The organism is Actinoplanes regularis, assembly GCF_900188005.1.
GTDB classification, from domain to species: domain Bacteria; phylum Actinomycetota; class Actinomycetes; order Mycobacteriales; family Micromonosporaceae; genus Actinoplanes; species Actinoplanes regularis.
Map to the genome: position 1 here is coordinate 75,105 of NZ_FZNR01000014.1, position 24,059 is coordinate 99,163.

Consider the following 24,059-nt stretch of genomic DNA (forward strand, 5'->3'; position numbering starts at 1 on the left):
CGTGCGCCTTGACGCAAGGTCAAAGTCAAGACGTGGGGGCGAACCGGAGCCGGTCCGCCCCCACGGGCGCCTAACTGAGCGTCAGGTTCAGCCTCTTCGTGCCGCCGTTGGCCGGGATGCCGACCTTGGTGGCGGTGTCGATGTCGGTGGCGTTGTCGTACCAGCCGTGGTGATCACCATCGCCGATGTACCAGCTCCAGTCGATCTTCACCTGCTGACCGCCGATCACCTTCATCTCGTACGTACCACCGGGGCCGGCGCCGTACGAGTCGAAGACGCCCATCTGGTCACCGGTGGCCGCGTTGAAGGCGTGGATCCGCCAGTTCGCACCGGCCGGCGCGGTGACCGTGCCCTTCAGGGTCGAGCCGGCCACCGGGGTGAAATCGTAGGTGGTGGTTCCGGACGCGACCACGGTCACCGTCTCGGCCTGGTGGCGGTTGCCGACCTGGCCCGACCACTGCCGCGGGTACCCGGAAACGCCGAAGAGCAGCGGCCACGCGTACGGGCCGAGGTCGGTGATCGTGTAGCGGCCCTGAGTGTCCGTGTCGGTGTCCCAACCCGGGCCGGCGTCGCCCCAGGCGCTCCACGCCACGTTCGCCCCGGCCAGCGGCCTGCCGACGGCGTCGGTCACCAGGCCGGTGATGGTGCCGGCCCGGTCGAGCCGCACGGCCGGCGCACGCACGGTCTTGCCCGGCACGACCTTGATGCGGGCCGCCGCCTTCTGGTCGCCCGTGCCGCCGGTCTTACCGACCCACTGGTCGCCGTAGCCGGTGGGCGCGACCGCGTACATCTCGTAGGTGCCGGCGGCCATGTGGGCCGAGGTCGCCTTGCCGGTGGCGTCGGTGCAGTTGCCGTAGCCGTCCCCCAGACCGCCGTGGCCGAGCACCTTGAACACCGCGCACGTACGGTTGACGGCGGCCCCGCTCGCACGGTCGGTGACCGTGAACGAGACCTTGCCGCCGAGCGCCAGTTTGATCGTCGCCGTGGTGGTCTCACCGGGCGTCAGCGTCACCGGCTGGTACCCGGTGGGGAGGTAGTAGCTGCCCTCGCCCGGGGTGGCCGACATCTGATAGGTGCCGCCCGGCAGGTCGGTGATGGTCACCGTGTTGCCGGTGGTGGCGCAGCCGGAGCCGTCACCGAACGAGGTGACCCACACGCAATAATCACCGACCGGGGCGCCGGTGGTGGCGTCGACCGCGTTGACCACCAGGGTGGCGCCGGGCAGCCAGGTGTCGTCGACCTTGATGTCGCCGCCGCCCGGGACCGCGATCACGGTCGCGGTCTCCTCGCTGCTCTTGCCGTACGCCCATTGGGTGCGCCCGCCGTCGGGACGGGCGAACGAGACCCGGTAGTCGCCGGGGACGACGTCGTGCACCGTCCAGGTGCCGTCGGCTCCGGTAGTGGCGTTGAGCTGGATCCAGTTGTCGTTGCTGGCCAGAGCGACCGTGACCGGATAGCCCGCCTTGGGGCTGCCGTCACCGTCGGTCAGCGTGCCGTGCACGGTGGCCGGGACGGGCCGGGTGTCGTCGACCGTGCTCCGCTGACCGGCCACGACCGTGAACTTGCGGGCCTTGGCCGGGTCGGCGGTGCCGGGCACGTAGATGTCGGGACCACCGTCGACCGAGTAGGACACCGTGTAGCCGTCGCCGGCCAGCGCCTCGCCGAGCGAGTAGTTGCCCTCCTCGTCGGTGCTGGCCCAGCCGACCTGGTCCCCACCGCGGCGCAGCGTGACGCTGGTGAAAGCCAGCGGCGACCCGTCGCTCGCGCTCAGGTGGCCGCCGACCGTGCCGGTCGGGAGCTTGTGGTCGTCCACCGTGGTGGTCTGGCCGGCCGTGACGGTGAAGGTGGTCGCGGCATCCTCGGTGGCGGCCTGGACGGCCCACTGCTGAGCGCTGTCCCACTTGAAAGTGACCTTGTAGGTGCCCGGCAGGGCCTCGATCGAATACGCGCCCTGATCGTCGGCGGAGCCGTAGAGCCACGCCGGCGAGTCGACGCCGCTGACGGTGACGTTCGCGTACGGCACCGGCTCGCCGCCGGCGTCGCTGAAGTGCCCGGCGATGGTGCCGGTGGCCGGCTGCCTCTCGTCGACCGTGAGGGTGCCACCCGCGGCCAGCGTGTAGGTCGTGGCGTGCTCCTGGTCGGTGACGCCCGGCGACCAGTGCTCGAGGCCGTTGTTGTTGAACTGGAGCTGTACGCCGCCGGCGGTCACGCCGGTGAGGCGGTAGCTCCCGGCGGAGTTCGTCATCGTGTCCTTGAGCCAGTCGCCCTCGCCCGAATAGGCGGTGACGCCGGCGCCGGCGATCGGTGTGCCGGTGCTCGTGGTGAAGACGCCCTGGACCGTGCCGGTGGCGGCGAGCGCCGGCGCGGTGAAAGCCCCCGCGACCAGCATCCCTACGGCGACAGCGGATCCAAGACGAGCCAGGTGAATGCGGCCCATCGCTTCCTCCCCGTGTGATTTTGTCGAGGGGATCCTAGTCCTCCATCGATATATGCGTCGCCCGGAGTTCGGGGACCGCTCGGGGTACACCGGCCACCGGCGGCCGGCATGAGTATCGATACTCATGCCGGCCACTCGCGGTTCTGGGATCTTGTAGGCATGGCTCTCTACGGGATGGATCGCCGTCTGATCCGAATCGGACTGACAGCGGCGATCCCAGGGAGCGTATCGCGCGGTCGGCGCAACTATGATGATCATCGACATGGGTGAGGGATCGTCGCGGTGGTGCACGGCGGTAGCCGGCCTGGGCGGTTGCCTTCTCATTCTGTTGGTCAGGTCCGTCGGCGAGGTCACCTACTCGCCGTGGTCCGGCGCGCACGGGTACGACCGGTACTTCGCCAACGGGTCGTTGTTCTTGGCGCTCGTGCCGGCGATTACTACCGTGCTGGCGTTGTGCCTGGTGCGCCGGTGGCCGTACCTGTTGCTGGCCGGTGGGGTGTCAGGCGTGCCTCTTGCCGGTCACACGCTGGTCGCCGAGCCCTGGACCGCCGGGCTCCACTACTCGCTTGCCGTGGCGTTTCCGCTGCTGATCGTCGGCGTGCTCGGTGGTGTGCAGAGTCTGCTGAGCCGCGGGGCGCCGGGACTGGGAGCGGCTGTGGCCGGGCTGGCCACCGGGGCGGTGCTGTTCGGCGACGCGCTCGCCGGGGAGAATGCGCCGACGATGTCGCGGGCCACACTCGTCTGGCGTGTCGTGGTGCTGGCGGCCGGTCTGGCCGGCGTCGCTTCAGCGTTCGGTCGGCGGTGGCGCGGGGAGGACACCGCAGGTCTGCCGGACGTGGAGGCGCGCAACTGGCGGCGCCTGCGGCTCGTGGGTGGGGCCGGGGTCGCGATGTTCCTCATCTCGCCGGTGTCCGGGATGCTCATCGGCCGGCTCGGTTCGTGGCTGGGCGTCGGTTCGTCGACGTTCGCCCGGTATCCGCTGGCGGCAGTCGCCATCGTCGGCGCCGTGGTGCTGGTACTGGGGACCGGGCTCGCCGCCGTCGCCGGGAAGTGGCCGCTGGCCGGCGCGGCCACCGCCGCGGTCACCCAGATCGGAGCCTCGACGCCGCTGATGCTCGCGTTCGCCGCGCTTCGCGAGGATGGGGCGGTGCGCTGGCTGGGCGCGCTGGCCGGTGCGGCGATCGGCGTGGCGGCCGCCGCGAGCCGGTGGCGGGTCGTTGCCGCGGCTTCGCTCACGGTCAGCGCGGCGACGGCGTTGTTCATCATGTACGAGGCCGCCGGCGGTCACCCGGAGAAGGTCGTCGAGCAGCATCGTGTGGTGCCGGCCCTGGTGCTTCTCGTGATGGTCTGCGCGGCGGCGACCGCGGTGATCGGAGCGACCGCACCGGTGCTCGCGCCGCGCGGTGCGATACCGGCCGTGCTCGGCCCGTTCGCCGGGGTGCTCACCCTCGCCGGGATGTACACGACTCAGGTGAGCTTCGTGCGGGGCCGCACACCGGTGGACTTCACGCTCAACCCGGTGCCACACACGGTCATCGCGGGATATCTGCTGCTGGCGGCAGCCGGGGCGATCGGTGGGCTGGGCGTCGCCCACCACATGACCGAGCGATGGGCGGAACGCAAGCAGGCCGAGCTGATCCGGCGGGAAGCGGCCGCCGCGGAACGGGACCGGCTGGCCCGCCCGATCCACGACGGGGTGCTGCAGGTGCTCGCCCTGGTCCAGCGGGAAGGCGCCGGCCTCGGCGGATCCGGCGCTCAGTTGGCGGCGCTGGCCGCCGAGCAGGAGGCGGCGCTGCGTAACCTGCTCAACAGCGGTGGGGCCCCGACCGGCCCGGCGTCGACGACGGATCTTCGGGCCGTGCTCACCGCGCTGGCCGGCCCGACGATCGAGGTCTCCGCACCGGTCGGACCGGTCGAACTGGCGGCCGGCTCCGTCGCCGAACTCACCGCGGCCGTACAGGCCGCGCTGGACAACGTACGCCAGCACGCCGGCGCCGGAGCGCGGGCCTGGATTCTCCTCGAGGACGAGGGCGGCGCCGTGCGCGTGACCGTACGGGACGACGGCGTCGGCTTCGAGCCGCGCCGGCTGGACGAGGCGGCCCGAGCCGGTCGGCTCGGCGTGGCGCAGTCGATGCGCGGCCGGATCAGTGATCTCGGCGGGACCGCGACGATCCACAGCCGTTCCGGTGACGGGACCGAGGTCGAGTTCTGGGTGCCCCGACGGCGCCGGTAGGACGAATACGGACAGAGGCCGCCTTACTCAGGGCCGCCCTCCTGGCCACCTGACCGGCGTACCAGATCATCGTCGTCTCTCGGTTTCGGTCCGAGGTCCTGGATCTCGTAGCCGTCGGGATAGGTGGACGTCGTGAGGCGACCGTCAGGGAAGCGCGGCACCGCCCGCGGCCGGCCGAAATGCCGCAGGAAGCCGGCCCGGGCGCGCAAGAGCGTATGCACCGCGGACCGCACCGGCCAGGCGGGTTCGCGCAGGCCGGTAGCGGCACGCAGCCGATCGTCGTAGAGCGCGCTGACCATGGCATCACCCAGCGGGACCAGCGGACGCGGGAGTTTCCCGAGCAGCAGGGAGCGGGTCGCCTTCTCGATCGCGACCGCGGCCTCGTTGGGTTTGAGATTTTCGGCGTCGTAGGTGTCGAACCAGGTCTCCAGCGCGGCCAGATCGTCCGGGATGCCGGTGACGTTCATGAGGCGGCCCAGCTCCGCGTAGAAACGGAAGGTGGCCTGGCGCTCGTGGCAGCACGGCTTGCGCCAGGCGTACCGATCGAGCCAGCGCAGCGGGATCACCGCGCAGCAGGCGAGAACGTAGAGATACTCCTCGGCGGGCAGACCGCGGTACGGGCGGTGGATCTGGTTGATCCGGCGGATCGCTGCGCGGCTGCGCGGGTGGTCGAGACCGTTGATGACCAGCTCGTACATGAGGATGCCGGTGTCGTCGCGACGCTTCTGGGTGCGTTCGGTGAGCTCGCCGGTGCCGGCCAGCACCCGGGCGACCGCCGGGGTGGAGAAGGAACGGTTGAAGCCGAGGTTCAGGCCGAGTTTGAGGTCGAACGGGAACTCGACACGGACCATCTGCTGGTAGATGTCGTGGTAGTCGCGGTCGGGGTCAAGGGCCTGGACGCGCGTGAGATTCGCAAACCTGTTCGACACCGGTCGATTATGGATCACCGGTGCGGCCTGGAATCATCGGTGGCCGCGCGCCAGTGCCAATCGGGTCACCTCGTCGGCGCATCCCCAGGAGAGCGTCATCCCGGCTCCGCCGTGGCCGTAGTTGTGCACCAGCCAGCCGTCCTCGGCTTCCACCCGGGCACCGCCGTGGCGGGCGGGGCGGAGGCCGGCGAACTGGCCGAGCACGCGTGCCCCGCGCAGCTCGGGCACCAGCCGGATGCACCGTTCGACGATGGCGCGTGCCGTCGCCTCGGCCGGCACCGGGTCGTGACAGTCCGGCTCGAACGTGCCCCCGAGCACCACGTCGCCGGAGCGCGGGTGGACGTACAGCATGCCGTCCGGATGGTCCTCGTCGCGTACCGACACGGTCAGACCCGGATTGGTGACCAGGACGACCTGGCCGCGCGCCGGGTGCACCGCCGGGTCGTCGGCGAGGACGCCCGCGGCCAGTCCGGTCGTGTTGACGACGACGGGCGCGTACGCGGTCGCGTCCAGGAGGCTGGCGAGCCGGCGGCGCAGCACGACGCCGCCGGCGGCGATGAACCGATCGGAGAGCCAGCCGAGGTACGGAACCATCTCCGCGCTCGGCACGGTGAAGCGCCACTCCGCGGCGTATCCGGCCGGCACCTCGCCGGACGGCGCGTAGCGGAAGTCATGCGGGATCTCCGCCCACCACGGCTTCGGGGCCGGCTCGCGGAGCAGCATCCGGGTGGGCCGCTGGGCGACGCCCGGGACGCCGAGCTCCGCCTGCTTCATGAACTCGTCGAACGTCCGCCGCGCCCAGTCGGCGACGCGCGGGTTCCCCGCGGTATGTGTCGGGTACCAGACGGCGGCGGCGAGCGCCGACACCGTGTCAGTGAAATTGTCCGCGGTCGCCACCGTCACCGAGGCGCCGGCCTGTTGCAGGCGGAGCGCGCTGGTCAGCCCGGAGATGCCGGAGCCGACGACTATCACCTTCGTCATGCGATCCATAGCCTCATGGGACGGGGCCGACTGTCTAATTCAGAATTGCTTGCCCGCTATTAGAAACGCTTATAGTGGCGTATGGACCTGCGCCGCCTGCACTACTTCGTGGTACTCGCCGAGGAGGAGAGCTTCACCAAGGCCGCGGATCGGCTGCACATCACGCAGCCCGCACTGAGTCAGCAGCTCCGCGTTCTGGAGCGGGAACTGGGCGCCCGGCTGATCGAGCGGGGACCGGGCCGTTGCACGCTGACCGCGGTCGGCACGGTGGCCGTGGCCGAAGCCCGGGAACTGCTCGCACAGGCCGACAGCGCGCAGGCACGGATCGACGCGGCGGTGCGCGAGCAGAGCGGCCGGCTCCGCCTCGCGTATACGAGGTCGGCGCGGGGCGGGATGGTCGACGCGATCGTGTCGCGGTTCCGTGAGCAGAACCCGCGCGTGGAGTTGATCTCGGAGACCGCGTGGACGGCGCCGAACGTCGAGGGCCTGCTGTCCGGCAGATTCGACGTCGCGTTCGTACGGCCGCCGCTGTATGAGGACCGGCTCTGCTGCCGCACCATCGGCAGTGAGGAACTGCTTCTGGCGGTGCCCAGCGGCCACCGGCTGGCCAGGCGGGGCCGGATAACGCGCGAGGAGGTCGTCGACGAGCCCGCGGTGATGTGGCCGCGCGAGAACGGACCCGGCATGTTCGACCGGACCGTCGGCCAGGTCTGGCCCAATGACGGCTTCAACCTGGTCCGGCACGAGCCCGACGACGAACAGTTGCTCCGGGCGGTGGCCGAGGGATCCGTGGTGGCGGCGGTACCGGCCGGTCGTGCGCGGGCGCTGCGCCTGCCGGGAGTCAGGCTACGCCGCTTCACCGCACCGGTGCCCACCGTCGACATCGGGCTCGCCTATCACCCTCGGCGGGTGTCGCCCGCCACGCAGCGGCTGATCTCCGTACTGGACGAACTGGTACCGCCAGGGGCATCAGCCGACTGAGCCGGGCAAGCCGTCAGCCCTGGTTGAGGCCCGGGTGCAGTTCGCCGTCCGGACGGCCGGGGAGCGAGAGCACCCCGGTCACACCGTCCGGCAGGGCGGCGTCGACCGTGAGGGTGTCGCCGTCGACGCGCAACGCCACCTCGACGCGCCCGTGGCTTGGCCGAACGCCGGCGAGCGCGGCCGGGTGACTCAAGCGGGGTCGCGGGCGGTGAAGGCGGCGCGGGCGGCGACCAGGTCGTCCATGTTCTCCGAGCACCAGGAGCGGGCGGCGTCGACCAGGTCGAGCAGGGTGCGGCCCAGGGGCGTCAGCTCGTATTCGACGCGGGGTGGATTCTCGTCGTACGCGAATCGGTTGATCAGGCCGTCTCGCTCCATCGAACGCAACGTCTCGGCCAGGACCTTCGAGGTGACGCGGCGCAGCGGCACGCGCAGCTCGTTGAAGCGGCGCGGCCCGTCCTCGAGGCACAGCACCACCATCACGGTCCACTTGTCACCGATCTGGAACGGCATCGCGGTCGTCGGGCAGGCGGCATCGAACATGTCCGGGTTCAGGCTGGCCGTCATCGCCCGAGCTTAGCGCCGGTTCCGTTGCGGTAACCGGGGGTGCGCCTCCTAGCCTCGCCGACATGACCAGCATCGCCATCTTCGGCGCGGGCGGCCGGGCCGGCCGCGCCATCACCGCCGAGGCCGTCAGCCGCGGCCACACCGTCACCGCCGTCGTCCGGGAACCCGCCCGCCACCCCGACCTCCCGTCCGCGGTACGCGGCGACGTCACCGACCCCGAGTCGGTCGCCGCGATCGTTCGCGGTCACGACGCCGCCGTCAACGCGGTCAGCCCGGCCTCCGGGCCGGAGGAGTTGGCCCGGCTCGACCTCGACCCGGAGTACTTCGCCAAGGCCGCCGACGCCCTGGTCACCTCCGGCGTGCCGAGGGTGGTCGCGGTCGGCCTGTTCAGCAATCTCGAAGGGGCCGGTCCGCTGCCCGAGCAGTTCCAGGCGTTCGCTCGGGCGCACACGGCCGGCCTGGAGCGGCTGCGGGAGTCGGACGCGGACTGGGCGATGCTGACACCGCCCGCGCTGCTGTCGCTGGAGCAGCCGCGGCTGGGCCGCTATCGCCTCGGCGGCGAGACCGCCGAGGAGGGGCATCTGTCGTACGCGGATCTCGCCGTCGCGGTGATCGACGAGATCGAGAAGCCGACCCTGCACCGCGCCCGCGCCGCAATCCTCAACGCGGACTGATCGTCGTCCTGTCCGCCCCGCAAAGCCCGCCGGGCGGCAGTACCTCGATCTCAACACGGACTCATCGCCGTCCGGCGGCCCGCGAAGCTACAGGAACGCCGGGCGGCAGCACCCCGATCTCAACACGGACTGATCGCCGTCCGGCGGCCCGCGAAGCTACAGGAACGCCGGGCGGCAGCGCCGCGATCTCAACGCGGACTGATCGTGGTTCGCCCGCCCGGCGCCCCGTAAAGCCACAGGGTGCCGGGCGGCGGCGACAGCAGCACCCCGCGCAGGAGCTCGGCCAGCGCCTGCCCGAGCTCGGCGATCGGGCCCAGGTCGTACGCATGGTCCCCGCGGAAGACCAGGTGCCACTCGTCGGCTTGGCCCGGCGTCCGCGGCGCCCGCTCGCGCAGCCGTTGCGCGGTGCCCTCGAACAGGTCAGCGAGCTCGTCCCGTTCGTCCGCGGTGAGCCGGAGCGCGACGTCGAAGAACAGGTCGCTGAACATGGCCTGGGTGCGCAGCTCCTCCACACACGACCCCCACCAGGCCGGGCGGTGCTCGGGCGGGATGCCGTCGACGTCCCGCAGCAGCTGGCCGAGCAGAATCGACAGGGCGCCGTCGTACGCCCAGATCTCGCGTCCCGGGTCCGGAACCTCTGGCGGTGGTCCTCCATAGCAGCCGATCGACCTGGTTTTGCTCACCGATCCATAGTCGCGTATTCCCGGCTACGGCACGAGGATCGACCAGTGCCCCTGAAAGGGGTTCCGCGTTCAGGTGACCGGGTGGCGGCATTTGCTACCCGCTCGTGTCGGCTTCCACCTGCGTCTCCGCGCCCTCTTCCTCCCGGCCGGTGGTCGTCAGGTTCCACCGCCGAGCTGACCCGCGACAAGGGACTGCGGGCGGCTGGCCGGTGACGACCTGCCCGGCACGCTGCACGGCGCCGTCGAGCAGGTCACCGACCTGTTCACGAAGATGGGCGGCCTGATGGCCGCTGACCGGATGGCCACCGACCTGCCGCACCTCACCGACCCCTGGCAGCCGGCCGTGCTCCAGCTGGTCGCGATCACGGCCCGCGCCGGGCAGCGGGCGGGTAAGCCCGCCGGGGTGTGCGGCGAGGCCGCCGCCGACCCCGCGCTGGCGGCGGTGCTGCTCGGCCTGGGAATTACGTCGCTCTCGATGGCCGGGGCGGAGGTCCGCGTGGTGGGGCGCAGCTCGGTCAAGTCACCGCAGAACAGTCCTCCCGGGCCGCGCCGCGCGGTCGGGACGCAGCTCGGCCAGCTCACCGCAGAACAATCCTCCCAGGCCGCGCCGCGCGGTCAGGACGCAGCTCGGCCAGCTCACCGCGGAACAGTGCTCCCAGGCCGCCGAGGCGGCGCTCGCCGCGAGCGACTCGGCCGAGGCGCGGGACGCGGCCCGCGCCGCCCTCGGCCAGTCGACGAAGTGAGCCGCTCTCAGGCTGGGCCTCCGTGCCGGCCGGCCACGCCGAGGGCGGCGGCCGCCTTGGCGACCCGATCGGCATCGGTGACAAAGTAGGCGCCCGGATCGTCGTCCCCCGGCCGGAGGGCCGCGCAGGTCCCCGCCCCGGCGGCACGCCGCTTCGCCGACAGGTGGATCGCGTCCACGCCGGCGGCCGTCAGCGCCGGGATGTCGTCCAGGCGGACGCCGCCACCGGCCATGATCTCGATCCGTCCCGCGGACTGCCCCGCCAGGCCGGCGAGCTCCCCCACAGCCTGGCCGGCGGCGGCCTTGCCACCCGAGGTCAGCACCCGGTCGACCAGGCCGAGGTCGAGCAGCTCCGCCAGGGCCTGGGTGATCGAGGCGGTCTGATCGAACGCGCGGTGGAACGTCACCGTCACCTCCGGGGCGCTCTCCCGGGCGGTCTCGGCCAGCAGGCGCAGCGCGGCCGTGTCGACGGCGCCGCCGTCGGTCAGCGCGCCGACCACGACCCCCTGGGCGCCGGCGCGGCAGACCGCCCGGACCTCCGCCGCCGCGGTGGCCAGCTCGTCGGCGTCGTAGACGAAGTCTCCCGGCCGCGGCCGGATCAGGACGTGAACGCCCTGCCACGGCCGGCCCGGTTCCCGGGGCTGCGGGGTGAGCGCCGCGAGGCCGGCCAATGTGGTGTCCAGCAGCCCTTCCGACGGGGTCAGGCCGTCGACCTCGAGGGCCGAACACAGTTCGACCCGGTCGGCGCCGCACCGATAGGCGGTGCGCGCACCCTCTGCGGAGGTCACCGCGATCTCCAGAGCCGTCACGGCAGCCGCCTTTCAGGAAGATCCGTTGACCATCAGCCTAGGCCCGGCCGGTCGACCATGATCGCTTAGGCTGCGGGCAGGTGCGCCGTGGTGAACGGTTCCAGACGAGCGCGCAGGTCCGCGTAGGTGGCCACGGTCAGCGGTGTCAGCACGATGCCGGAGATCAGCGACGCCACGGCGCTCAGGACCGTCCCCATCAACGAGTTCGCGATGACGGCTCCGGTACTCGTGACGGCCGACGTGTCCGGGAACGTCGATCCCCACAGGATCCCGCTCCAGGTACAGCTCACGCACACGAAGGCCAGGCCGATACCGATGCCCAGTCCGGCGATCGCGCCGACCCGGCTGACGGCGGCGCCGAGGTCGTGGTTGAACAGCTTGAAGCAGCGGGTGATGACGTTGCCCCGCTCGAACAGCACCACAACCGGCAGCACGACGAAGACCGCCCCGACGTAGATGACGGGCAGGATGCACGCCAGCAGCGCGACGAGCATGATCAGTCCCGACAGCAGCGTCCAGCCGATCAACGCCGGCACTCGCGGCAGCGCCGCTCGCACGGCCTGGCCGAAACTGACCTGCGCGCCGGTCGCGATGGTGACCACCAGCCGCGCCGTGGCGAGGGCCGCGACGGAATAGATCAGCCACATCAGAACCGAGGCGACCAGCAGGGCGCCCGTGGCGGCCACGGTTTCACCGGTCCCGAAGGAATCGCCCCCGTCCCTCTCGTCCCTCGCGGCGAGGTCGGCGAGGAGCTGGCTGGGGATCATCAGGACCAGGCCGGGGACGATCGCACACAACTGCATCAGGGCCAGCACCCGCCAGCCTCGCCGGATGATCGCGAAGCCGCGCCGCCACCAGCCCGCGAAGTCGGCACTGATCAGGGGATCGGCCGGGTCGAACCGCGGGTCGGCGGGTGGCATCCCCCAGCCGGGATGGCCGGTCGGCCCCGGAAAAGGTTGAGCCGGTGGCGGTTGGTCCGACGACCAGCCGGGTCCACCGGCCGGCCCCGGAGACGGTTGAGATGGCGGCCAGCCGGGCTCGCGCGGTTCGCCGGGTTCACCGGGCTGTTCGCCGTACGGGCCGAAGGGTGGGTGTTGCGACATGCCGGTCACTCCGAACGGATGTGGGCAAGACCCGCCGTGGCCCGGCACGCCGGACAGGGGGTACGGAAGCATGGTTGGCCGCAGTACAAAACGGCTCAACCAGGTTGATCATAGCCCGATTCGGGACGTGGCACGCCCAATCGGTCCAGTCAACCCGGGACGATAGACCGGTTTCGACCATTTGCGATGTGGATCACCACGGGGAACCGACAGGTGACATTGATGCACGACTTGGTGGCGGGATAGGGTGAATTGTCCGGCCACATGAAACAGACGCTGCTGTGGACGCCCACGCCCGAGTATGTCTGAAAAGATTTTCCGCGCCTTTGAATGAACGGCCCGGACGGTTGCGGCCTCAGCTCGAAAATGGTCCGATATGCCGTTGACAGCATTCGCTGCTCGATTACGGGGAAAGGGAACGCCTGGCATGCGTACGCGTCGCGGCCTCGTCACTTCCGGACTACTGTCCGTATTATTACTATTCGGGACCTCCACCACCGGATCCGCCGCCGCCAATGTCGAGCACACGCATGCCGACGGCCACGTCCACGAACACGCCGAGGGCCAGGCGCACGACGACTCGCCCGAGCACATGGCCCAGGATCTGGTGGGAACACCGATCGGGGTCATCGAGCAGCGGACCGCCGGGAACGCGGCGCGGATCCAGCGTGCGACCGGGTTGCGCCCGGGAACGGCGCGGAGCAAGGCGTCGCTGGCCACCGACCCGGGCCAGTCGGGATCGTGGAGTCCGGTCGTCGACACGCCCGTCATTCCGGTCTTCCAGGCGGTACTGCCGAACGGCAAGGTGCTGATCTGGGACTCGGTCGGCGACAATGCGGCGGAATCCTATCCGGATCACAGCTTCACACGCGCAATGGTGTGGAATCCGGCGGACGACACATATAAGCGGGTTGATTTACAGGGTTCCAACATCTTCTGTGCGGGTTTCGCGCATCTCAGCAACGGCAATATTCTGATCGCCGGCGGCAATGCGAACGCACAACTGCAAGGCACGGTCCGGACCTACGTCTTCAATTGGCAGAACGAAACGTGGACGCGCGGCAATGACATGGCCGCCGCGCGCTGGTACCCCTCGGTCGCGGAGACGGCGAACGGCGAGGAGGTCATCATCGGCGGAGGCCCCGCGACCGCCGAGGTCTACCAGACGAACGGCGCCCTCCGGCCGCTCACCGGCTTCACCCAGTACAGCGCCCGCATCTACCCGTTCCTGGGCTCGCGCCCGGACACCCAGCTCGGCCTCTTCGGGCCGTACGCCACCGGGTACACCATCAACACCGCGGGAAACGGCGTGATCACGGCGACCAGCACCCGCGACACGATCGCGCGGGAGTACGGGAGCTTCGCCACGTACGACATCGGCAAGACCATCGTCGTCGGGGGCGGAAAGATCACCGAGGGCGGTGTCGCCAACGTACCCACCCGGACCGCCGTCGTCGTCGGCACCACCGGGCAGCCCATGACCGTCGCGCCGACCGGATCCCTGGCGACCGGCCGGCGGCAACTCAACGCCACCCTGCTCGCTGACGGCTCGGTCCTGGCGACCGGCGGCATGACCAGCGCGGCGACCTCGCTCCTGGTCGACCTGGATCATGCCGCGACGACGGCGGAGCGCTGGGATCCCGTGACGAACCAGTGGACGGTGCTCGCCGGCGCCGGTCGCATCCGGCAGTATCACTCGACGGCCTCGCTGTTGCCGGACGGGCGGGTGATGACCGGCGGCGGCGGAATCTGCAGCGACTGCATGACCGTCGGATACCTCGAGAAGAACATCGAGTACTTCACTCCGCCGTACCTCTACAAGAAGGATGGCAGCGGTGACCTGGCCGAGCGACCGGTCATCTCCGCGGCACCGGCCAGCGTCGGCATCAACACGGCGTTCACGATCTCCTCGCCGCAGGCCACGAGCATCAGCAAGGTCGCGCTGGTCGGCCTGAGCGACGTGACTCACAGCATCGACCAGGGGCAGCGCTACGTGCCGTTGGCGTTCTCGGCCTCCGGCACGACGCTGACGGTCACCGGTCCTCCGACCGGCGGGGTGGCGCCGCCCGGCTACTACCTGCTCTTCGTCATCGGCGCCGACGGCGTCCCGTCGATCGCCAGGACGGTTCAGGTCGCCAAGAGCCCGAACCCGCTGATGAGCCCGGTCAAGAGCAGCAGCGGGCGCTGCGTCGACGTGCCGCAGGCGGTGCTCACGATCCGGACCTACCTCCAGACCCACACCTGCAACAACACGAAGGCACAGGCGCTGAGCCGGCTTCCGGGCGACAAGACGCTGCGTGTCCTCGGGAACTGCGCCGACGTACCGAATCGGAATTTCGCGGTGGGTCAGCGGATCTGGGCCTACACGTGCAACAACACTGCCGCGCAGACGTGGCAGTTCGGTTCGGACGCCACGATCCGGCCGACGGCGAGTCCCACGCTGTGTCTGGCCGCGGCGTCGACGGCGGAGGACGCGGCGATCGCACTCGCGACGTGCAACGGCAACGCGCTTCAGAAGTGGACCTGGTGACGAAAGTGGACGGTGCCGGAACCGGCGGCGGAAAACGGGTCGGGAAATGTCGGGTGTGGGTGCTACGGTCCCCGGGCAGAAAGGGGACACCGTGCCGAAGCTGAATCAGATCATCGCCGTGGAGAAGGGCGTCAAGAGCAAGGCGTTCGCTGATCTGAGCGACGCCCACCACGCCGTTCAGAAGACGGGGCCGCTGGCCGGCATCTCGCGGACCTACCAGCCGAAGGACGAGGAGGGCGAGCAGCTGCCCGCCGAGTCGACCCGGGTGCAGATCAAGGCCGAGGAGATTCTGCGCGACGTCGCGGGCACGCTGACCCGGCTCTTCGACGTGACCGCCACGAAGGACTTCACCAACTGCGTGGCGCGGGCGGACGTGGTGGTCGAGGGGCGGACGATCGCCCACGAGGTCCCGGTGACCTATCTGCTCTTCCTGGAGAAGCAGCTGGTCGACCTGCACACGTTCGTGAAGAAGCTGCCGGTGCTGGACGCGGCCGAGAGCTGGGTGCGCGACGACTCCACCGACAGCTGGCGGACCGACCCGGTGCGGACCAACCGGACCAAGAAGGTGCCGCGCAACCACGTCAAGGCGGAGGCCACCGACAAGCACCCGGCGCAGGTCGAGGTGTACTACGAGGACGTCGCCGTCGGTTACTGGACGACCGTGAAGTTCTCCGGGGCGCTGCCGGCCAAGCGGGTCAACGAACTGCTCGACCGGGTGCTCGCCCTGCAGACCGCGGTCAAATTCGCACGCGAGGAGGCGAACAACACCGAGGCCACCGACCAGCGGATCGGCGCGGCCGTGTTCGGTTACCTCTTCGAGTAGGAGACTCCCCCGTGGGAGCGCGGGGGTGCGCCGGGCGACCGGCGCGAAGCTGACAGCTGAGGCTGAAGCTGAATCCACCGGTGACAGTGCGGGTTCGAGTCCCGCCCCCCGCACGATCCGCGCGGGGGTAGCCCAACTGGCAGAGGCAGCCGGTATGAGACTCAGATTCTCGCTCCAAGGTCAGCATTCTCCACTGATCACCAGATCGAACGGGTGCGGACGACGACACCGGATGCCGGTTCAAATCCGGCCCGCCGTGCTTCGAACGGCGGTAGTTTAATGGCAAAACCCGGTGTCATTATGACTGATCCATGCCCTTAAAAGTGCTGGTGTGTGCAATTCAGTGGCAATCGAGTCCCGGCGAATGGCCATTTCGCCGGGACTCACCATTTCCGGCCGGGAACACCCCCGGCGTCGGCGGCGCCGACCGGCGGCTGACTGGTCGCCGCCCCGGCGGACGTGCGAGCATTCTGTCCTGACCTGCGGTAATGGGGAGGGAACATGCGTACGGTGACTCGCCGGGTCACGCTCTGGCAGGCCGATCTCGAGGCCTCGGGCTGCACCGCCCCGGAGGAGATCGCCGAGGTCCTGCACGGCCAGGACCCGGTCACGGTCGTCCTGGAGCACCGGGTGAAGGGGACGACCGCGGTCCGGGAGGTCTTCGAGGCGACGTTGGAGCAGGTGGAGGCCGGCTGGCGGTTCACCGGCATCGCCTGGCCGGCCGACGTCCGGACCGGGATGTTCGTGACCGTCTCCTGGCAGGCCGGCCGGGACGCGGTGGTCCTGCGCACCAAGGTGACCGAGGACCCGATGCGGATCGACGGGGTGAACTACTACCACGAGTACGACCCCACAGTGGTCACCCGCGACTACGACCCGCGCCCGTCGAACCGGGGCCAGGTGCTGAAGACGATCCGCAAGCTGGGCCGGGTCTTCGAGGACGGCAGCGCGATGTTCCCCGAGGAGGCGCTGGCAAAGCAGTCCGGGCTCGGCCGGGGGCAGAAGGGCGCGTTCCTGCTGAAGAACGCGGTTGAGCAACTGATCCGGGAGGGCTACGTGACCCGGCTGGCGGGCAGCGTCGCCGACAGCGGCCTGCCCTCCTACCCGGCGGTCGACGGGGAGGAGCCGGCCGACCTGCTGTTCTACGCCCCGCTGCTGGAGCCGGCGCTGCCTCCCAGCGAGACGGAGAGCGAGGCTCATGATCGCCGCGAGCACTGGGTGAAGGGCTTCATCCGGAAACTGCCGCCCGGCGCCCAGCCTTCCGAGAAGCAGTTGTCCGCCTTCCACCGCGCGGTGGAGAACGAGCAGATGGACGAGGACGCGCTCGAGCCCGGCTACACGTATGTCAAGAAGCACCACCGGCACGGCTGACCTCACGCAACGCGTCCAGCACGGTCCGGACGGCCGCCCGGTGCAGGGTCTCCGGCCGGGTGAGCACGTCGATGTGCCGGCCGGCCGGCAGGTCGGCGAGCGGCCGCAGCACCAGCCGCGGGTCGGGCACCGTGGTGTGCCCGGGCAGCAGCGCCAGTCCGGCACCGGCGGCGACCATCGACGCGGTGACGGTGAACTCGTTGACCCGGTGCACGATGTCGAGCGGCCGTCCCGCCGCGGCCGCGATCGCGGTCAGCACTCCGCCCACCGGGAACCCCTCGTGCACGCTGATCCACGGCTCACCGGCCACGTCGACGGCGGTGAGCCGTGCTCTGGCGGCCAGCGGCGAGTCGGCGGCCATCGCGACGTACAGCGGCTCGTAGATCAGGGGCAGCACGGTCACCCGGTCGGCCGGCCAGGGCGGGCTGTGCTCCAGCCGGTGCGCCAGCACCAGGTCGTAGTCTCCGGCCAGGCTGGGGAAGTCGGCCCGCGCGACATCCTCGTCGGCGCAGCGCACCGGCGGCCCCCCGGTCTCCGCGAGCCGCCTCAGGAGCGGCCCGAACCAGGTCAGCGCGGCGCTGTGGAACGCGGAGACGGTGACCGGCGCGGACGGATCGTCGAGGTAGGCGCCGACGGCCCGGTCGGCTCGGTCGAGCGCGGTCATCACCTCGACCGCCGCGACGGCCAGGGCCCGCCCCGCCTCGGTCAGCACCAGCCGCCGGCCGCTGCGCTCGGTCAGCGGCACCCGCGCCGACCGCTGCAGCGTGTTCAACTGCTGGGACACCGCGGACGGCGTGATATGCAGGGCGCGGGCGACCGCCGCGACGCTCCCCCGGTCCCCGAGCTCGCGTAACAGCCGCAGATGGTGCGGATCCATGAGGCTCCACTACATCGTCGATTCAGAGGTTGCCCTCTTGTCTACCGGATCGGCGCGTCGGAGGCTCACCCCGTGTCGACAACGCGTTCGAGCGACCTCCTGCTGCTGGCCGTCGCCGTGGTCTGGGGAAGCAGCTATCTGACCGCCAAGACCGTGGTGGTCACCGGTGGCGTGCTGGTCCTGCTGGCCCTGCGGTTCCTGATCTCGGCGGCCGCGATGCTGCCGCTGCTGGCGGCCCGCCGCTCGCGCGGATTCTCCCGGCGCGAGACCGCCGTCGGCCTGCTGCTGGGTGCCACCCAGGCGTCGATCCTGGTGCTCGAGACGTACGGCGTGGCGCGCACCAGCGCCACCAACGCCGGCGTGCTGATCAGCCTGACCATCCTGCTCACCCCGGTCCTGGAGGGTTTCGCCAACCGCCGCTGGCTCCCGCCGTCGTTCTTCCTCGCCGCCGCCACCGCGACGGCCGGCGTGATCCTCCTGGTCGCCGGGCCCGGCCTGCGCCGGCCCTCGCTCGGCGACGCCCTGATGCTGGCGGCCGCCGTGGTCCGCGCCGCGCACGTCACGCTCTCCGCCCGGCTGACCCGCGGCCGCGACTTCGACACGACCACGCTGACCACCCTGCAGACCGTGTTCGGCGCGGTCGTCTTCACCGCGGCCGCCGCGCCGTCCCTGCTGCCCACGGCCGCCGCCTACCGCCCGGCCCAGTGGCTGGCCGTGCTGTACCTCGCGCTGGGCTGCAGCGTCTTCGCCTTCGTGGTCCAGCTCTGGGCGATCCGCCGCACCTCCGCTTCCCGGGCCGGTCTGCTGCTCGGCACCGAGCCGGTCTGGGCCGTCGTGGTCGGCGTCCTGATCGGCGGTGAACATCTGACCCCGATCACGGTGGCCGGTATCGCGCTGGTCCTGGCCGGAACGTTCCACGGCCGGCGCGTCGAGAGCCGGGCCCGGGCCGCGACACCGTTACCGGATCTCGCGCATGTCGAGGTCCCGCGGGAGCGGTCCAACGTTTAACGTCCAGGGATGGATCTACGGATGTTCGTCGATGGCGCCTGGCGCGGGGCCCGGTCCGGAGCGGTCACGACGGCGACCAGCCCGGCGACCGGCGAAGTGATCGGCACGGTGCCGGACGGGGATCGTACCGATGCTCGCGAAGCGATCGCGGCCGCCCGCGAGGCCGCCGCTGGATGGGCCCGCCTCTCCGCTTTCGACCGTGCCGCCCTGCTGCACCGGGTCGCCGACGTGATCGAGGCGAAGCGCGACTCCCTCGCCCGCACGCTCACCCTGGACCAGGGCAAGCCCCTGAAGGCGGAGGCGTACGACGAGGTCGGCGAGCTGATCCTCTACTGGCGGATGGCGGCCGAGGACGCCAAGCGGCTCGGCGGGCTGCTGCCACCCTCGTCCGGCCGGGGCACCCGGGCTCTGCTGGTCCGCCGCCCGCGCGGCGTGGTCGGGGTGATCACGCCGTGGAACTGGCCGTACACCATGCCGGCCGAGCTGATCGCGCCCGCGCTCGCGGTCGGCAACACCGTCGTCTGGACGCCCGCGCCCTCCACCTCGATCTCCGCGATCGCCCTCGCCGGGTGTGTCGCCGAGGCCGACCTGCCACCCGGCGTCCTGAATCTGGTGACCGGGCCCGGCCCGCTGGTCGGCAACGAGATCGCCGGCAATCCCGGCGTCGACGCGGTCGCCTTCATCGGCTCGACCGCGACCGGCCGCCTCGTCGCCCAGGCCGCCGCCAGCAAGGCGACCCTGCTGGAGATGGGCGGCAACGGTCCGCTCGTCGTCCTCGACGACGCCGACCTGGATCGGGCCGTGGCGGGCGCGCTCACCGCCTGCTTCCTGTGCGCGGGCCAGAGCTGCACCGCCGGCGAGCGGCTGCTCGTCCACGAGTCCGTGCACGACGACTTCGCCGACCGGCTCACGGCGGCGGTCCGGGACCGGATCCGCCTCGGTGACCCGTTCGACGACGCGACCACGATGGGCCCGCTCAACAACCCGGAGGTGGCCGCCAAGATGGCCGCGCACGTGGCCGACGCGGTCGCCCGCGGTGCGACCGTCCGCACCGGTGGCGCTCCCGCCGGCGGTTTCCCGACCGGTCTGTACTGGCCGGCCACGGTTCTCACCGGGGTCCCCGCCGACGCTCTCGCGGCGTCCGAGGAGACCTTCGGCCCGATCGCGCCGATCGTCATGATCCGGAGCCTGCGGGAAGCGATCGAGTTGACCAACGCGTCCCGCTACGGCCTGCTCGCCGCGATCTACACCGAAGATCTGCAACGGGGCCTGGCCTTCGCCGACGCGGTCCGCACCGGCTGGGTCAACATCAACGAGTCGACGAACTACTGGGAGAGCCACCTGCCGTTCGGTGGCCGCGCGGGCTCGGACAGCGGCCTCGGGCGGGTGGGCGGGCCGCACGCGATGGAGACGTTCACCGAGCTGCAGACCGTCATCATCGGCGCCCCGGCCGGCCGCGATCCTCAATGATCGCGGTTGCCGAACTCCCAGTACGCCCGCAGCGCCGCGATCTTGCCCGCGCCGTCGCCCCGATATGTGAAGACGCCGCGCACCCGCGTGGACTTTCCGCCCGGCAGCGTGATGTGGATGGCGCCGACGTCGGCGACCTCGTCGCCGCAGAGGTAGGACCGCTCGATCTCGAAGCGCATCCGCTCGGCCCGCCCGATCACGTTGTCGTAGAACCGGGCGATGGCCGCGGCACCGCGATGTCCGCGACCGTCCGGGCAGAGCGGGGACGGACCGACCGGGTCCTCGACGACCGCGTCGTCGGCGAAGAGGCCGAGCCAGCCCTCGCGGTCCTTCGCGCCGGCCGCCGCCTGCGATCGCCGCGCCAGGTCACGGATGGTCGACACCACCGAGGTCATCGCACGTCCCTCCTCTGCCGAGCAGCCGGAACGTCAATGAGAATAGAACACGTTTCACTTGTGGACAATCGCGCCGAGTCCACGAGGCACCTACCGAATCATCTGGCCGATCATGCGGAGTGAGTTCTCCACCGTGTCGAAACCACGCGGGATCATGACCCGTTCGTAGGCGGCGACCGCCTCCAGAACCGGTTTTCCGGAGAGCAGTTCAGCGGCGAGGGTGGCCGCGTCCTGCAGGGCGGTGTTGGCGCCGACCCCGCCGGCCGGCGGCATGGTGTGGATGGCATCGCCGAGCAGGGTGACCGGGCCGGACGGCCACGGGTCGACGCGGTCGCTCGCCCGGATCGTGATCGGGAAGAACGAGGTGCTGTCGGCGTACGACAGCAAGGTCTTGATCGCCGGATGCCAGTCCGCAGTGGCCTCCAGCACCACCCCCAACAGGTCGCCGGGCAGCGCCTCAGCGGCCGTGACCAGGGCGATCATCAGGTAGCCGCCGGACCGGTCGCGGAACCGGACGGGCGCGAAGCCGACGCCGTAGCCGTTCTCGCCGGCGACCCAGCAGAAGCCGCGGCTGAAGTCCGCGGGGATCAGCGGCTCGGTGGTCGCGTCGATCGGCATCCGGCCATAGACGCACCGCAGGCCGAGGTCGCGCGGCGCCGCGTGCGGGATCAGCTTCCGTCGCACGGCGGAGCCGACGCCGTCCGCGCCGACCAGCAGGTCGCCCTCGTCGCCGCCACCGTCGGCGAACTCGACCCGGACCCGGCCCGCACCGGTGATCCGGTAGCCGGTCACCGTCCGGCCGAAGGTGACGTTCTCGCTCAACCCGGTGAGCAGCCCGCGCCGGAGCGTCTCCCGGTCGACGTTGGTGATCTCGTCGGCGGGGATGCCGGGGAACTCCTGCCCGTACACCCGCACCAGGTGCTGGGTGTACGTCGCCACCAGGTCACCGTTGACCCCGCTGGTGCGCCGGACCAGGTCCAGGACCTCGGGCGGCAGGCAGGCCCGGAGCGCGGCGTTCCCGTTCGGGTCGATGTGCAGGCGATAGCCCTGGCCGCGGGTCTGCGGGGTGGGATCCTGCTCGTGGACGGCGACGTCCAGGCCACCTCGGCGCAGCGCCTGGGCGAGCGCGAGGCCACCGATGCCGGCGCCGCTGATCAGTACTCGTGTCATGCCCGCAAGGTATCAACCTCCTGCATGCTCTTGTCAATCAAATGATTGGTTAAAGGCCCTTCGCAGGCGTACGATCAAGGTGTGACATCACCACGTCCGCGCAGGTCACCCACACCGCAGGAGCGGCAGCGCGACCCCGAGCGCACCCGGCAACGGATCCTCGATGCGGCGGCCGCCGAGTTCGCCGAGCACGGCTACGCCGGCGCCCGGACCAGGGGCATCGCCACCCGGGCCGGAGTCAACCAGCAACTGGTGTCGTACTACTTCGGCGGCAAGGAGGGCCTGTACCGGGCCATGTCCGAGCAGTGGCAGCAGCGTCGCGGCGAGTTGTCACCGCCCGGGACACCCCTGCCGGAACAGCTGCGCGGCTATGCCTTGGAGGCGTTGCGCAACCCGGCGGGCTTCCGCATGTTCGCCTGGAGCGGCCTGCAGTACACCGGCCCGCACGACGACCCCGACCGGGAAGCCCGGTCCCGGATGCTCGGCGACAGCGTCACCAAGCTCCGCGCCCTGCAGGACGACGGCCGGCTGCCGCCCGAGCTCGATCCGGTCTGCCTGCAGATCATGCTGATGGCCGCGTGCATGGCGCCGACCACGTTGCCGCACGTGATCGAGGGCCTGTGCGGGGTGGATCCGCGCTCCCCCGAGTTCATCGAGCACTTCGCGGACCAGGTGGCCCTGCTCGCCCGGGTGATCGGCCTCGAGGAGAACTGACGACGGGCGATCCAGGATTCATCGACGGTTCTTGACGGAACGGCCCTCGGGCACGCATGTTAGCGATCACAAACCTGCGTCCCCGTCCCCCGTCTCCGTCCACAAGGAAGTCACGATGGATCTCCCCGCTCACATCCGTCGCAAAGCCACGGTCGTACTGGCCCTGGTGGTCACGCTGCTGGCCGGGTTCGCCGCACCGGCGTCCGCCCAGTTCATCACCGTTCGCAATCCGGTCATCTCCCAGCGCGCCGACACCGCGATCTTCAAGCACACCGACGGCTACTACTACATGACCGCCTCGGTGCCCGACTACAAGCGCGTCGAACTGCGCCGCGCGACCACCCTGCAGGGGCTGGGCACCGCCGCGACGACGAACGCGTTCGTCGCGCCGTCCAGCGGAGCGCTCAGCGGCTGGATCTGGGCACCCGACCTCCAGTACATCGACGGCGCCTGGTACATGTACTTCTCGGCGTCGCCCGGCACCGCGCGGTTCGATCAGCGGCTGTACTGGATCCGCAACACCTGCGCAAACCCGATGACCTGCACGTGGAGCGCGCCGCAGCGGTTCAACACGGGCTGGGAGTCGTTCCAGCTCGACGCGGCGTCGTTCGTCAATCGCGGGATCCGCTACTTCGTCTGGGCACAGGACAGCCCGTCGACGAACTTCAACAGCCACATGTACATCGCCCGGATGAACGGCGCCACCGGCATCACCGGGACCGCGGTGGAGATCGCCCGGCCGACCGTCAGCTGGGAGATGGAGGGCGTCGCCGGCGTCGTGGAGGGCCCGTCACCGCTGGTGAAGAACGGCCGCGTCTACATCGCCTATTCGGCCTCCGCGACGGACTCCCGCTACAAGCTGGGCCTGCTGTCGTCCTGGGACGACGCCGATCTGCTCAATCCCACGTCCTGGTACAAGCATCCCAACCCGGTGTTCCAGACCGCCAACGGCGTCTACGGCCCCGGCCACGGCAGCTTCACCGTCGCCGAGGACGGCACCACCGACATGCTCGTCTACCACGCCCGGGACTACGCCACCCCGACGCCGGACGCGCTGACCGACCCGAACCGGCACACCCGTATGCAGCAGCTGCTCTGGCGTGAGAACGGCGATCCGTTCTTCGGCCAGCCGATTCCCAGCACCGTCACCGATCCGGGAATCCGTGGCCAGCACAGCAACCGGTGCGTCGACAACTACAACCGGGACACCACACTGGGCGCCCTAGTCCGCCTCTACGACTGCAACGGCGGCGTCGCCCAGCAGTGGGAGCTCAGCTACAAGGCCGGCGGGTACTACGAGATCCGTAACCGCAACACCGGCACCTGCCTGGACGACCTGAACTCCAGCACCGCGTCGAACGCGGATGTCGGCCTTTACACCTGCAACGGGTCCACCGCCCAGCGGTGGACCGTCCAGGATCGCGGCAACGGCTGGTTCTCCCTGCGCAACATCGCCGGCAACATGTGCCTGGACAACTACGAGTGGAACGCCGCCAACGGCGCGCGCCTGTCCCTGTACGCCTGCAACGGCCTGGCCGCCCAGCTGTGGCGGCTGGGCTGACCGG

The 24,059-nt window shown here is 70.6% G+C and carries 22 protein-coding genes, 1 tRNA gene and 1 pseudogene; 12 read left to right on the forward strand and 12 right to left on the reverse strand.

Annotated elements, in window-relative coordinates; all coding sequences use genetic code 11:
- Positions 1-70: 70 nt before the first annotated feature.
- Positions 71-2,437 carry a carboxypeptidase-like regulatory domain-containing protein gene (locus tag CHC09_RS30065; RefSeq protein ID WP_179277340.1) on the reverse strand — a complete coding sequence of 789 codons (2,367 nt, stop codon included), beginning with the start codon at positions 2,435-2,437 and terminating at the stop codon, positions 71-73.
- A gap of 328 nt (positions 2,438-2,765) precedes the next feature.
- On the opposite strand from CHC09_RS30065, the gene CHC09_RS47190 reads away from it, so the two are divergent.
- Positions 2,766-4,670, forward strand: a complete 1,905-nt coding sequence (locus CHC09_RS47190) for a sensor histidine kinase (RefSeq protein WP_203833254.1) — start codon at positions 2,766-2,768, stop codon at positions 4,668-4,670.
- Positions 4,671-4,693: 23 nt separating this feature from the next.
- On the opposite strand, the gene CHC09_RS30075 is transcribed toward CHC09_RS47190, so the two are convergent.
- Both CHC09_RS30075 and CHC09_RS30080 read right to left on the reverse strand, forming a co-directional pair.
- On the reverse strand, positions 4,694-5,599 hold the full coding sequence (locus tag CHC09_RS30075) for an oxygenase MpaB family protein (protein WP_089296610.1): 906 nt from the start codon (positions 5,597-5,599) through the stop codon (positions 4,694-4,696).
- 33 nt (positions 5,600-5,632) lie between these two features.
- Positions 5,633-6,589, reverse strand: a complete 957-nt coding sequence (locus CHC09_RS30080) for an FAD-dependent oxidoreductase (protein ID WP_089296611.1) — start codon at positions 6,587-6,589, stop codon at positions 5,633-5,635.
- Positions 6,590-6,661: 72 nt separating this feature from the next.
- Here CHC09_RS30080 and CHC09_RS30085 point away from each other — a divergent pair, with 72 nt between their 5' ends.
- A complete protein-coding gene (locus CHC09_RS30085) occupies positions 6,662-7,561 on the forward strand; it encodes a LysR family transcriptional regulator (RefSeq protein ID WP_089296612.1) in 900 nt (299 codons plus the stop codon).
- 13 nt (positions 7,562-7,574) lie between these two features.
- Here the strand turns inward: CHC09_RS30085 and CHC09_RS48530 are convergent, their stop codons facing one another.
- Positions 7,575-7,700, reverse strand: coding sequence for a hypothetical protein (locus CHC09_RS48530; RefSeq protein ID WP_275407900.1), 126 nt, complete (start codon positions 7,698-7,700; stop codon positions 7,575-7,577).
- 50 nt (positions 7,701-7,750) lie between these two features.
- Complete coding sequence (locus CHC09_RS30090; RefSeq protein ID WP_089296613.1) at positions 7,751-8,125, reverse strand: winged helix-turn-helix transcriptional regulator; 375 nt, start codon at positions 8,123-8,125, stop codon at positions 7,751-7,753.
- Positions 8,126-8,187: 62 nt separating this feature from the next.
- On the opposite strand from CHC09_RS30090, the gene CHC09_RS30095 reads away from it, so the two are divergent.
- Positions 8,188-8,799: an NAD(P)-dependent oxidoreductase gene (locus CHC09_RS30095; RefSeq protein WP_089296614.1), complete on the forward strand. Its 612-nt coding sequence runs from the start codon at positions 8,188-8,190 to the stop codon at positions 8,797-8,799.
- Between the two features lie 188 nt (positions 8,800-8,987).
- Here the strand turns inward: CHC09_RS30095 and CHC09_RS30100 are convergent, their stop codons facing one another.
- Positions 8,988-9,482 (reverse strand): hypothetical protein, encoded by a 495-nt coding sequence (locus CHC09_RS30100; RefSeq protein WP_089296615.1) that lies wholly within the window; start codon positions 9,480-9,482, stop codon positions 8,988-8,990.
- A 94-nt stretch (positions 9,483-9,576) separates the two neighbouring features.
- Positions 9,577-9,801, reverse strand: a complete 225-nt coding sequence (locus tag CHC09_RS46645; RefSeq protein WP_179277335.1) for a hypothetical protein — start codon at positions 9,799-9,801, stop codon at positions 9,577-9,579.
- Between CHC09_RS46645 and CHC09_RS47940 the strand changes: the two are divergent.
- Positions 9,769-9,963 (forward strand): annotated as a pseudogene (locus CHC09_RS47940) (putative PEP-binding protein); the annotation flags it as partial. The gene CHC09_RS46645 and the pseudogene CHC09_RS47940 overlap by 33 nt on opposite strands.
- A gap of 269 nt (positions 9,964-10,232) precedes the next feature.
- Here the strand turns inward: CHC09_RS47940 and CHC09_RS30110 are convergent.
- Together CHC09_RS30110 and CHC09_RS30115 are read right to left on the reverse strand one after the other, a co-directional pair.
- Positions 10,233-11,033, reverse strand: a complete 801-nt coding sequence (locus CHC09_RS30110) for a copper homeostasis protein CutC (protein WP_089296617.1) — start codon at positions 11,031-11,033, stop codon at positions 10,233-10,235.
- A 65-nt stretch (positions 11,034-11,098) separates the two neighbouring features.
- Positions 11,099-11,953 (reverse strand): hypothetical protein, encoded by an 855-nt coding sequence (locus CHC09_RS30115; RefSeq protein ID WP_089296618.1) that lies wholly within the window; start codon positions 11,951-11,953, stop codon positions 11,099-11,101.
- A 610-nt stretch (positions 11,954-12,563) separates the two neighbouring features.
- On the opposite strand from CHC09_RS30115, the gene CHC09_RS30120 reads away from it, so the two are divergent.
- The 4 genes from CHC09_RS30120 to CHC09_RS30130 all read left to right on the forward strand — a co-directional run bounded on the left by CHC09_RS30120 (position 12,564) and on the right by CHC09_RS30130 (position 16,860).
- The gene (locus CHC09_RS30120) at positions 12,564-14,666 is read left to right on the forward strand and encodes a galactose oxidase-like domain-containing protein (RefSeq protein ID WP_089296619.1); all 2,103 of its coding nucleotides are present in this window, start codon (positions 12,564-12,566) and stop codon (positions 14,664-14,666) included.
- A 91-nt stretch (positions 14,667-14,757) separates the two neighbouring features.
- Entirely contained in the window at positions 14,758-15,489 is a 732-nt protein-coding gene (locus CHC09_RS30125) for a DUF7873 family protein (protein WP_089296737.1), read from the forward strand.
- A gap of 19 nt (positions 15,490-15,508) precedes the next feature.
- Positions 15,509-15,602, forward strand: a tRNA-OTHER gene (locus CHC09_RS46650).
- 388 nt (positions 15,603-15,990) lie between these two features.
- A complete protein-coding gene (locus tag CHC09_RS30130; RefSeq protein ID WP_089296620.1) occupies positions 15,991-16,860 on the forward strand; it encodes a hypothetical protein in 870 nt (289 codons plus the stop codon).
- Here the strand turns inward: CHC09_RS30130 and CHC09_RS30135 are convergent.
- Complete coding sequence (locus CHC09_RS30135) at positions 16,835-17,737, reverse strand: LysR family transcriptional regulator (RefSeq protein ID WP_089296621.1); 903 nt, start codon at positions 17,735-17,737, stop codon at positions 16,835-16,837. The two genes, CHC09_RS30130 and CHC09_RS30135, sit on opposite strands and share 26 nt — an antisense overlap.
- Before the next feature lie 72 nt (positions 17,738-17,809).
- Here CHC09_RS30135 and CHC09_RS30140 point away from each other — a divergent pair, with 72 nt between their 5' ends.
- Both CHC09_RS30140 and CHC09_RS30145 read left to right on the forward strand, forming a co-directional pair.
- The gene (locus CHC09_RS30140; protein ID WP_239138579.1) at positions 17,810-18,745 is read left to right on the forward strand and encodes a DMT family transporter; all 936 of its coding nucleotides are present in this window, start codon (positions 17,810-17,812) and stop codon (positions 18,743-18,745) included.
- Positions 18,746-18,754: 9 nt separating this feature from the next.
- Complete coding sequence (locus CHC09_RS30145; RefSeq protein ID WP_089296623.1) at positions 18,755-20,215, forward strand: aldehyde dehydrogenase family protein; 1,461 nt, start codon at positions 18,755-18,757, stop codon at positions 20,213-20,215.
- On the opposite strand, the gene CHC09_RS30150 is transcribed toward CHC09_RS30145, so the two are convergent.
- Together CHC09_RS30150 and CHC09_RS30155 are read right to left on the reverse strand one after the other, a co-directional pair.
- Positions 20,209-20,610, reverse strand: coding sequence for a nuclear transport factor 2 family protein (locus tag CHC09_RS30150; protein WP_089296624.1), 402 nt, complete (start codon positions 20,608-20,610; stop codon positions 20,209-20,211). The two genes, CHC09_RS30145 and CHC09_RS30150, sit on opposite strands and share 7 nt — an antisense overlap.
- 90 nt (positions 20,611-20,700) lie before the next feature.
- Positions 20,701-21,780, reverse strand: coding sequence for an FAD-dependent oxidoreductase (locus tag CHC09_RS30155; protein ID WP_089296625.1), 1,080 nt, complete (start codon positions 21,778-21,780; stop codon positions 20,701-20,703).
- Between the two features lie 81 nt (positions 21,781-21,861).
- Here CHC09_RS30155 and CHC09_RS30160 point away from each other — a divergent pair, with 81 nt between their 5' ends.
- On the forward strand, positions 21,862-22,494 hold the full coding sequence (locus CHC09_RS30160) for a TetR/AcrR family transcriptional regulator (protein WP_089296626.1): 633 nt from the start codon (positions 21,862-21,864) through the stop codon (positions 22,492-22,494).
- 115 nt (positions 22,495-22,609) lie between these two features.
- Entirely contained in the window at positions 22,610-24,055 is a 1,446-nt protein-coding gene (locus tag CHC09_RS30165; protein WP_089296627.1) for a family 43 glycosylhydrolase, read from the forward strand.
- Positions 24,056-24,059 lie beyond the last annotated feature (4 nt).

Bases quoted from the DNA above. Each gene is read 5' to 3' on its own strand.
- CHC09_RS30065 (WP_179277340.1), bottom strand. From the start codon at position 2,437: ATGGGCCGCATTCACCTGGCTCGTCTTGGATCCGCTGTCGCCGTAGGG.
- CHC09_RS30080 (WP_089296611.1), bottom strand. From the start codon at position 6,589: ATGGATCGCATGACGAAGGTGATAGTCGTCGGCTCCGGCATCTCCGGG.
- CHC09_RS30085 (WP_089296612.1), top strand. From the start codon at position 6,662: ATGGACCTGCGCCGCCTGCACTACTTCGTGGTACTCGCCGAGGAGGAG.
- CHC09_RS30090 (WP_089296613.1), bottom strand. From the start codon at position 8,125: ATGACGGCCAGCCTGAACCCGGACATGTTCGATGCCGCCTGCCCGACG.
- CHC09_RS30095 (WP_089296614.1), top strand. From the start codon at position 8,188: ATGACCAGCATCGCCATCTTCGGCGCGGGCGGCCGGGCCGGCCGCGCC.
- CHC09_RS30115 (WP_089296618.1), bottom strand. From the start codon at position 11,953: ATGCCACCCGCCGACCCGCGGTTCGACCCGGCCGATCCCCTGATCAGT.
- CHC09_RS30120 (WP_089296619.1), top strand. From the start codon at position 12,564: ATGCGTACGCGTCGCGGCCTCGTCACTTCCGGACTACTGTCCGTATTA.
- CHC09_RS30130 (WP_089296620.1), top strand. From the start codon at position 15,991: ATGCGTACGGTGACTCGCCGGGTCACGCTCTGGCAGGCCGATCTCGAG.
- CHC09_RS30135 (WP_089296621.1), bottom strand. From the start codon at position 17,737: ATGGATCCGCACCATCTGCGGCTGTTACGCGAGCTCGGGGACCGGGGG.
- CHC09_RS30145 (WP_089296623.1), top strand. From the start codon at position 18,755: ATGGATCTACGGATGTTCGTCGATGGCGCCTGGCGCGGGGCCCGGTCC.
- CHC09_RS30150 (WP_089296624.1), bottom strand. From the start codon at position 20,610: ATGACCTCGGTGGTGTCGACCATCCGTGACCTGGCGCGGCGATCGCAG.
- CHC09_RS30155 (WP_089296625.1), bottom strand. From the start codon at position 21,780: ATGACACGAGTACTGATCAGCGGCGCCGGCATCGGTGGCCTCGCGCTC.
- CHC09_RS30165 (WP_089296627.1), top strand. From the start codon at position 22,610: ATGGATCTCCCCGCTCACATCCGTCGCAAAGCCACGGTCGTACTGGCC.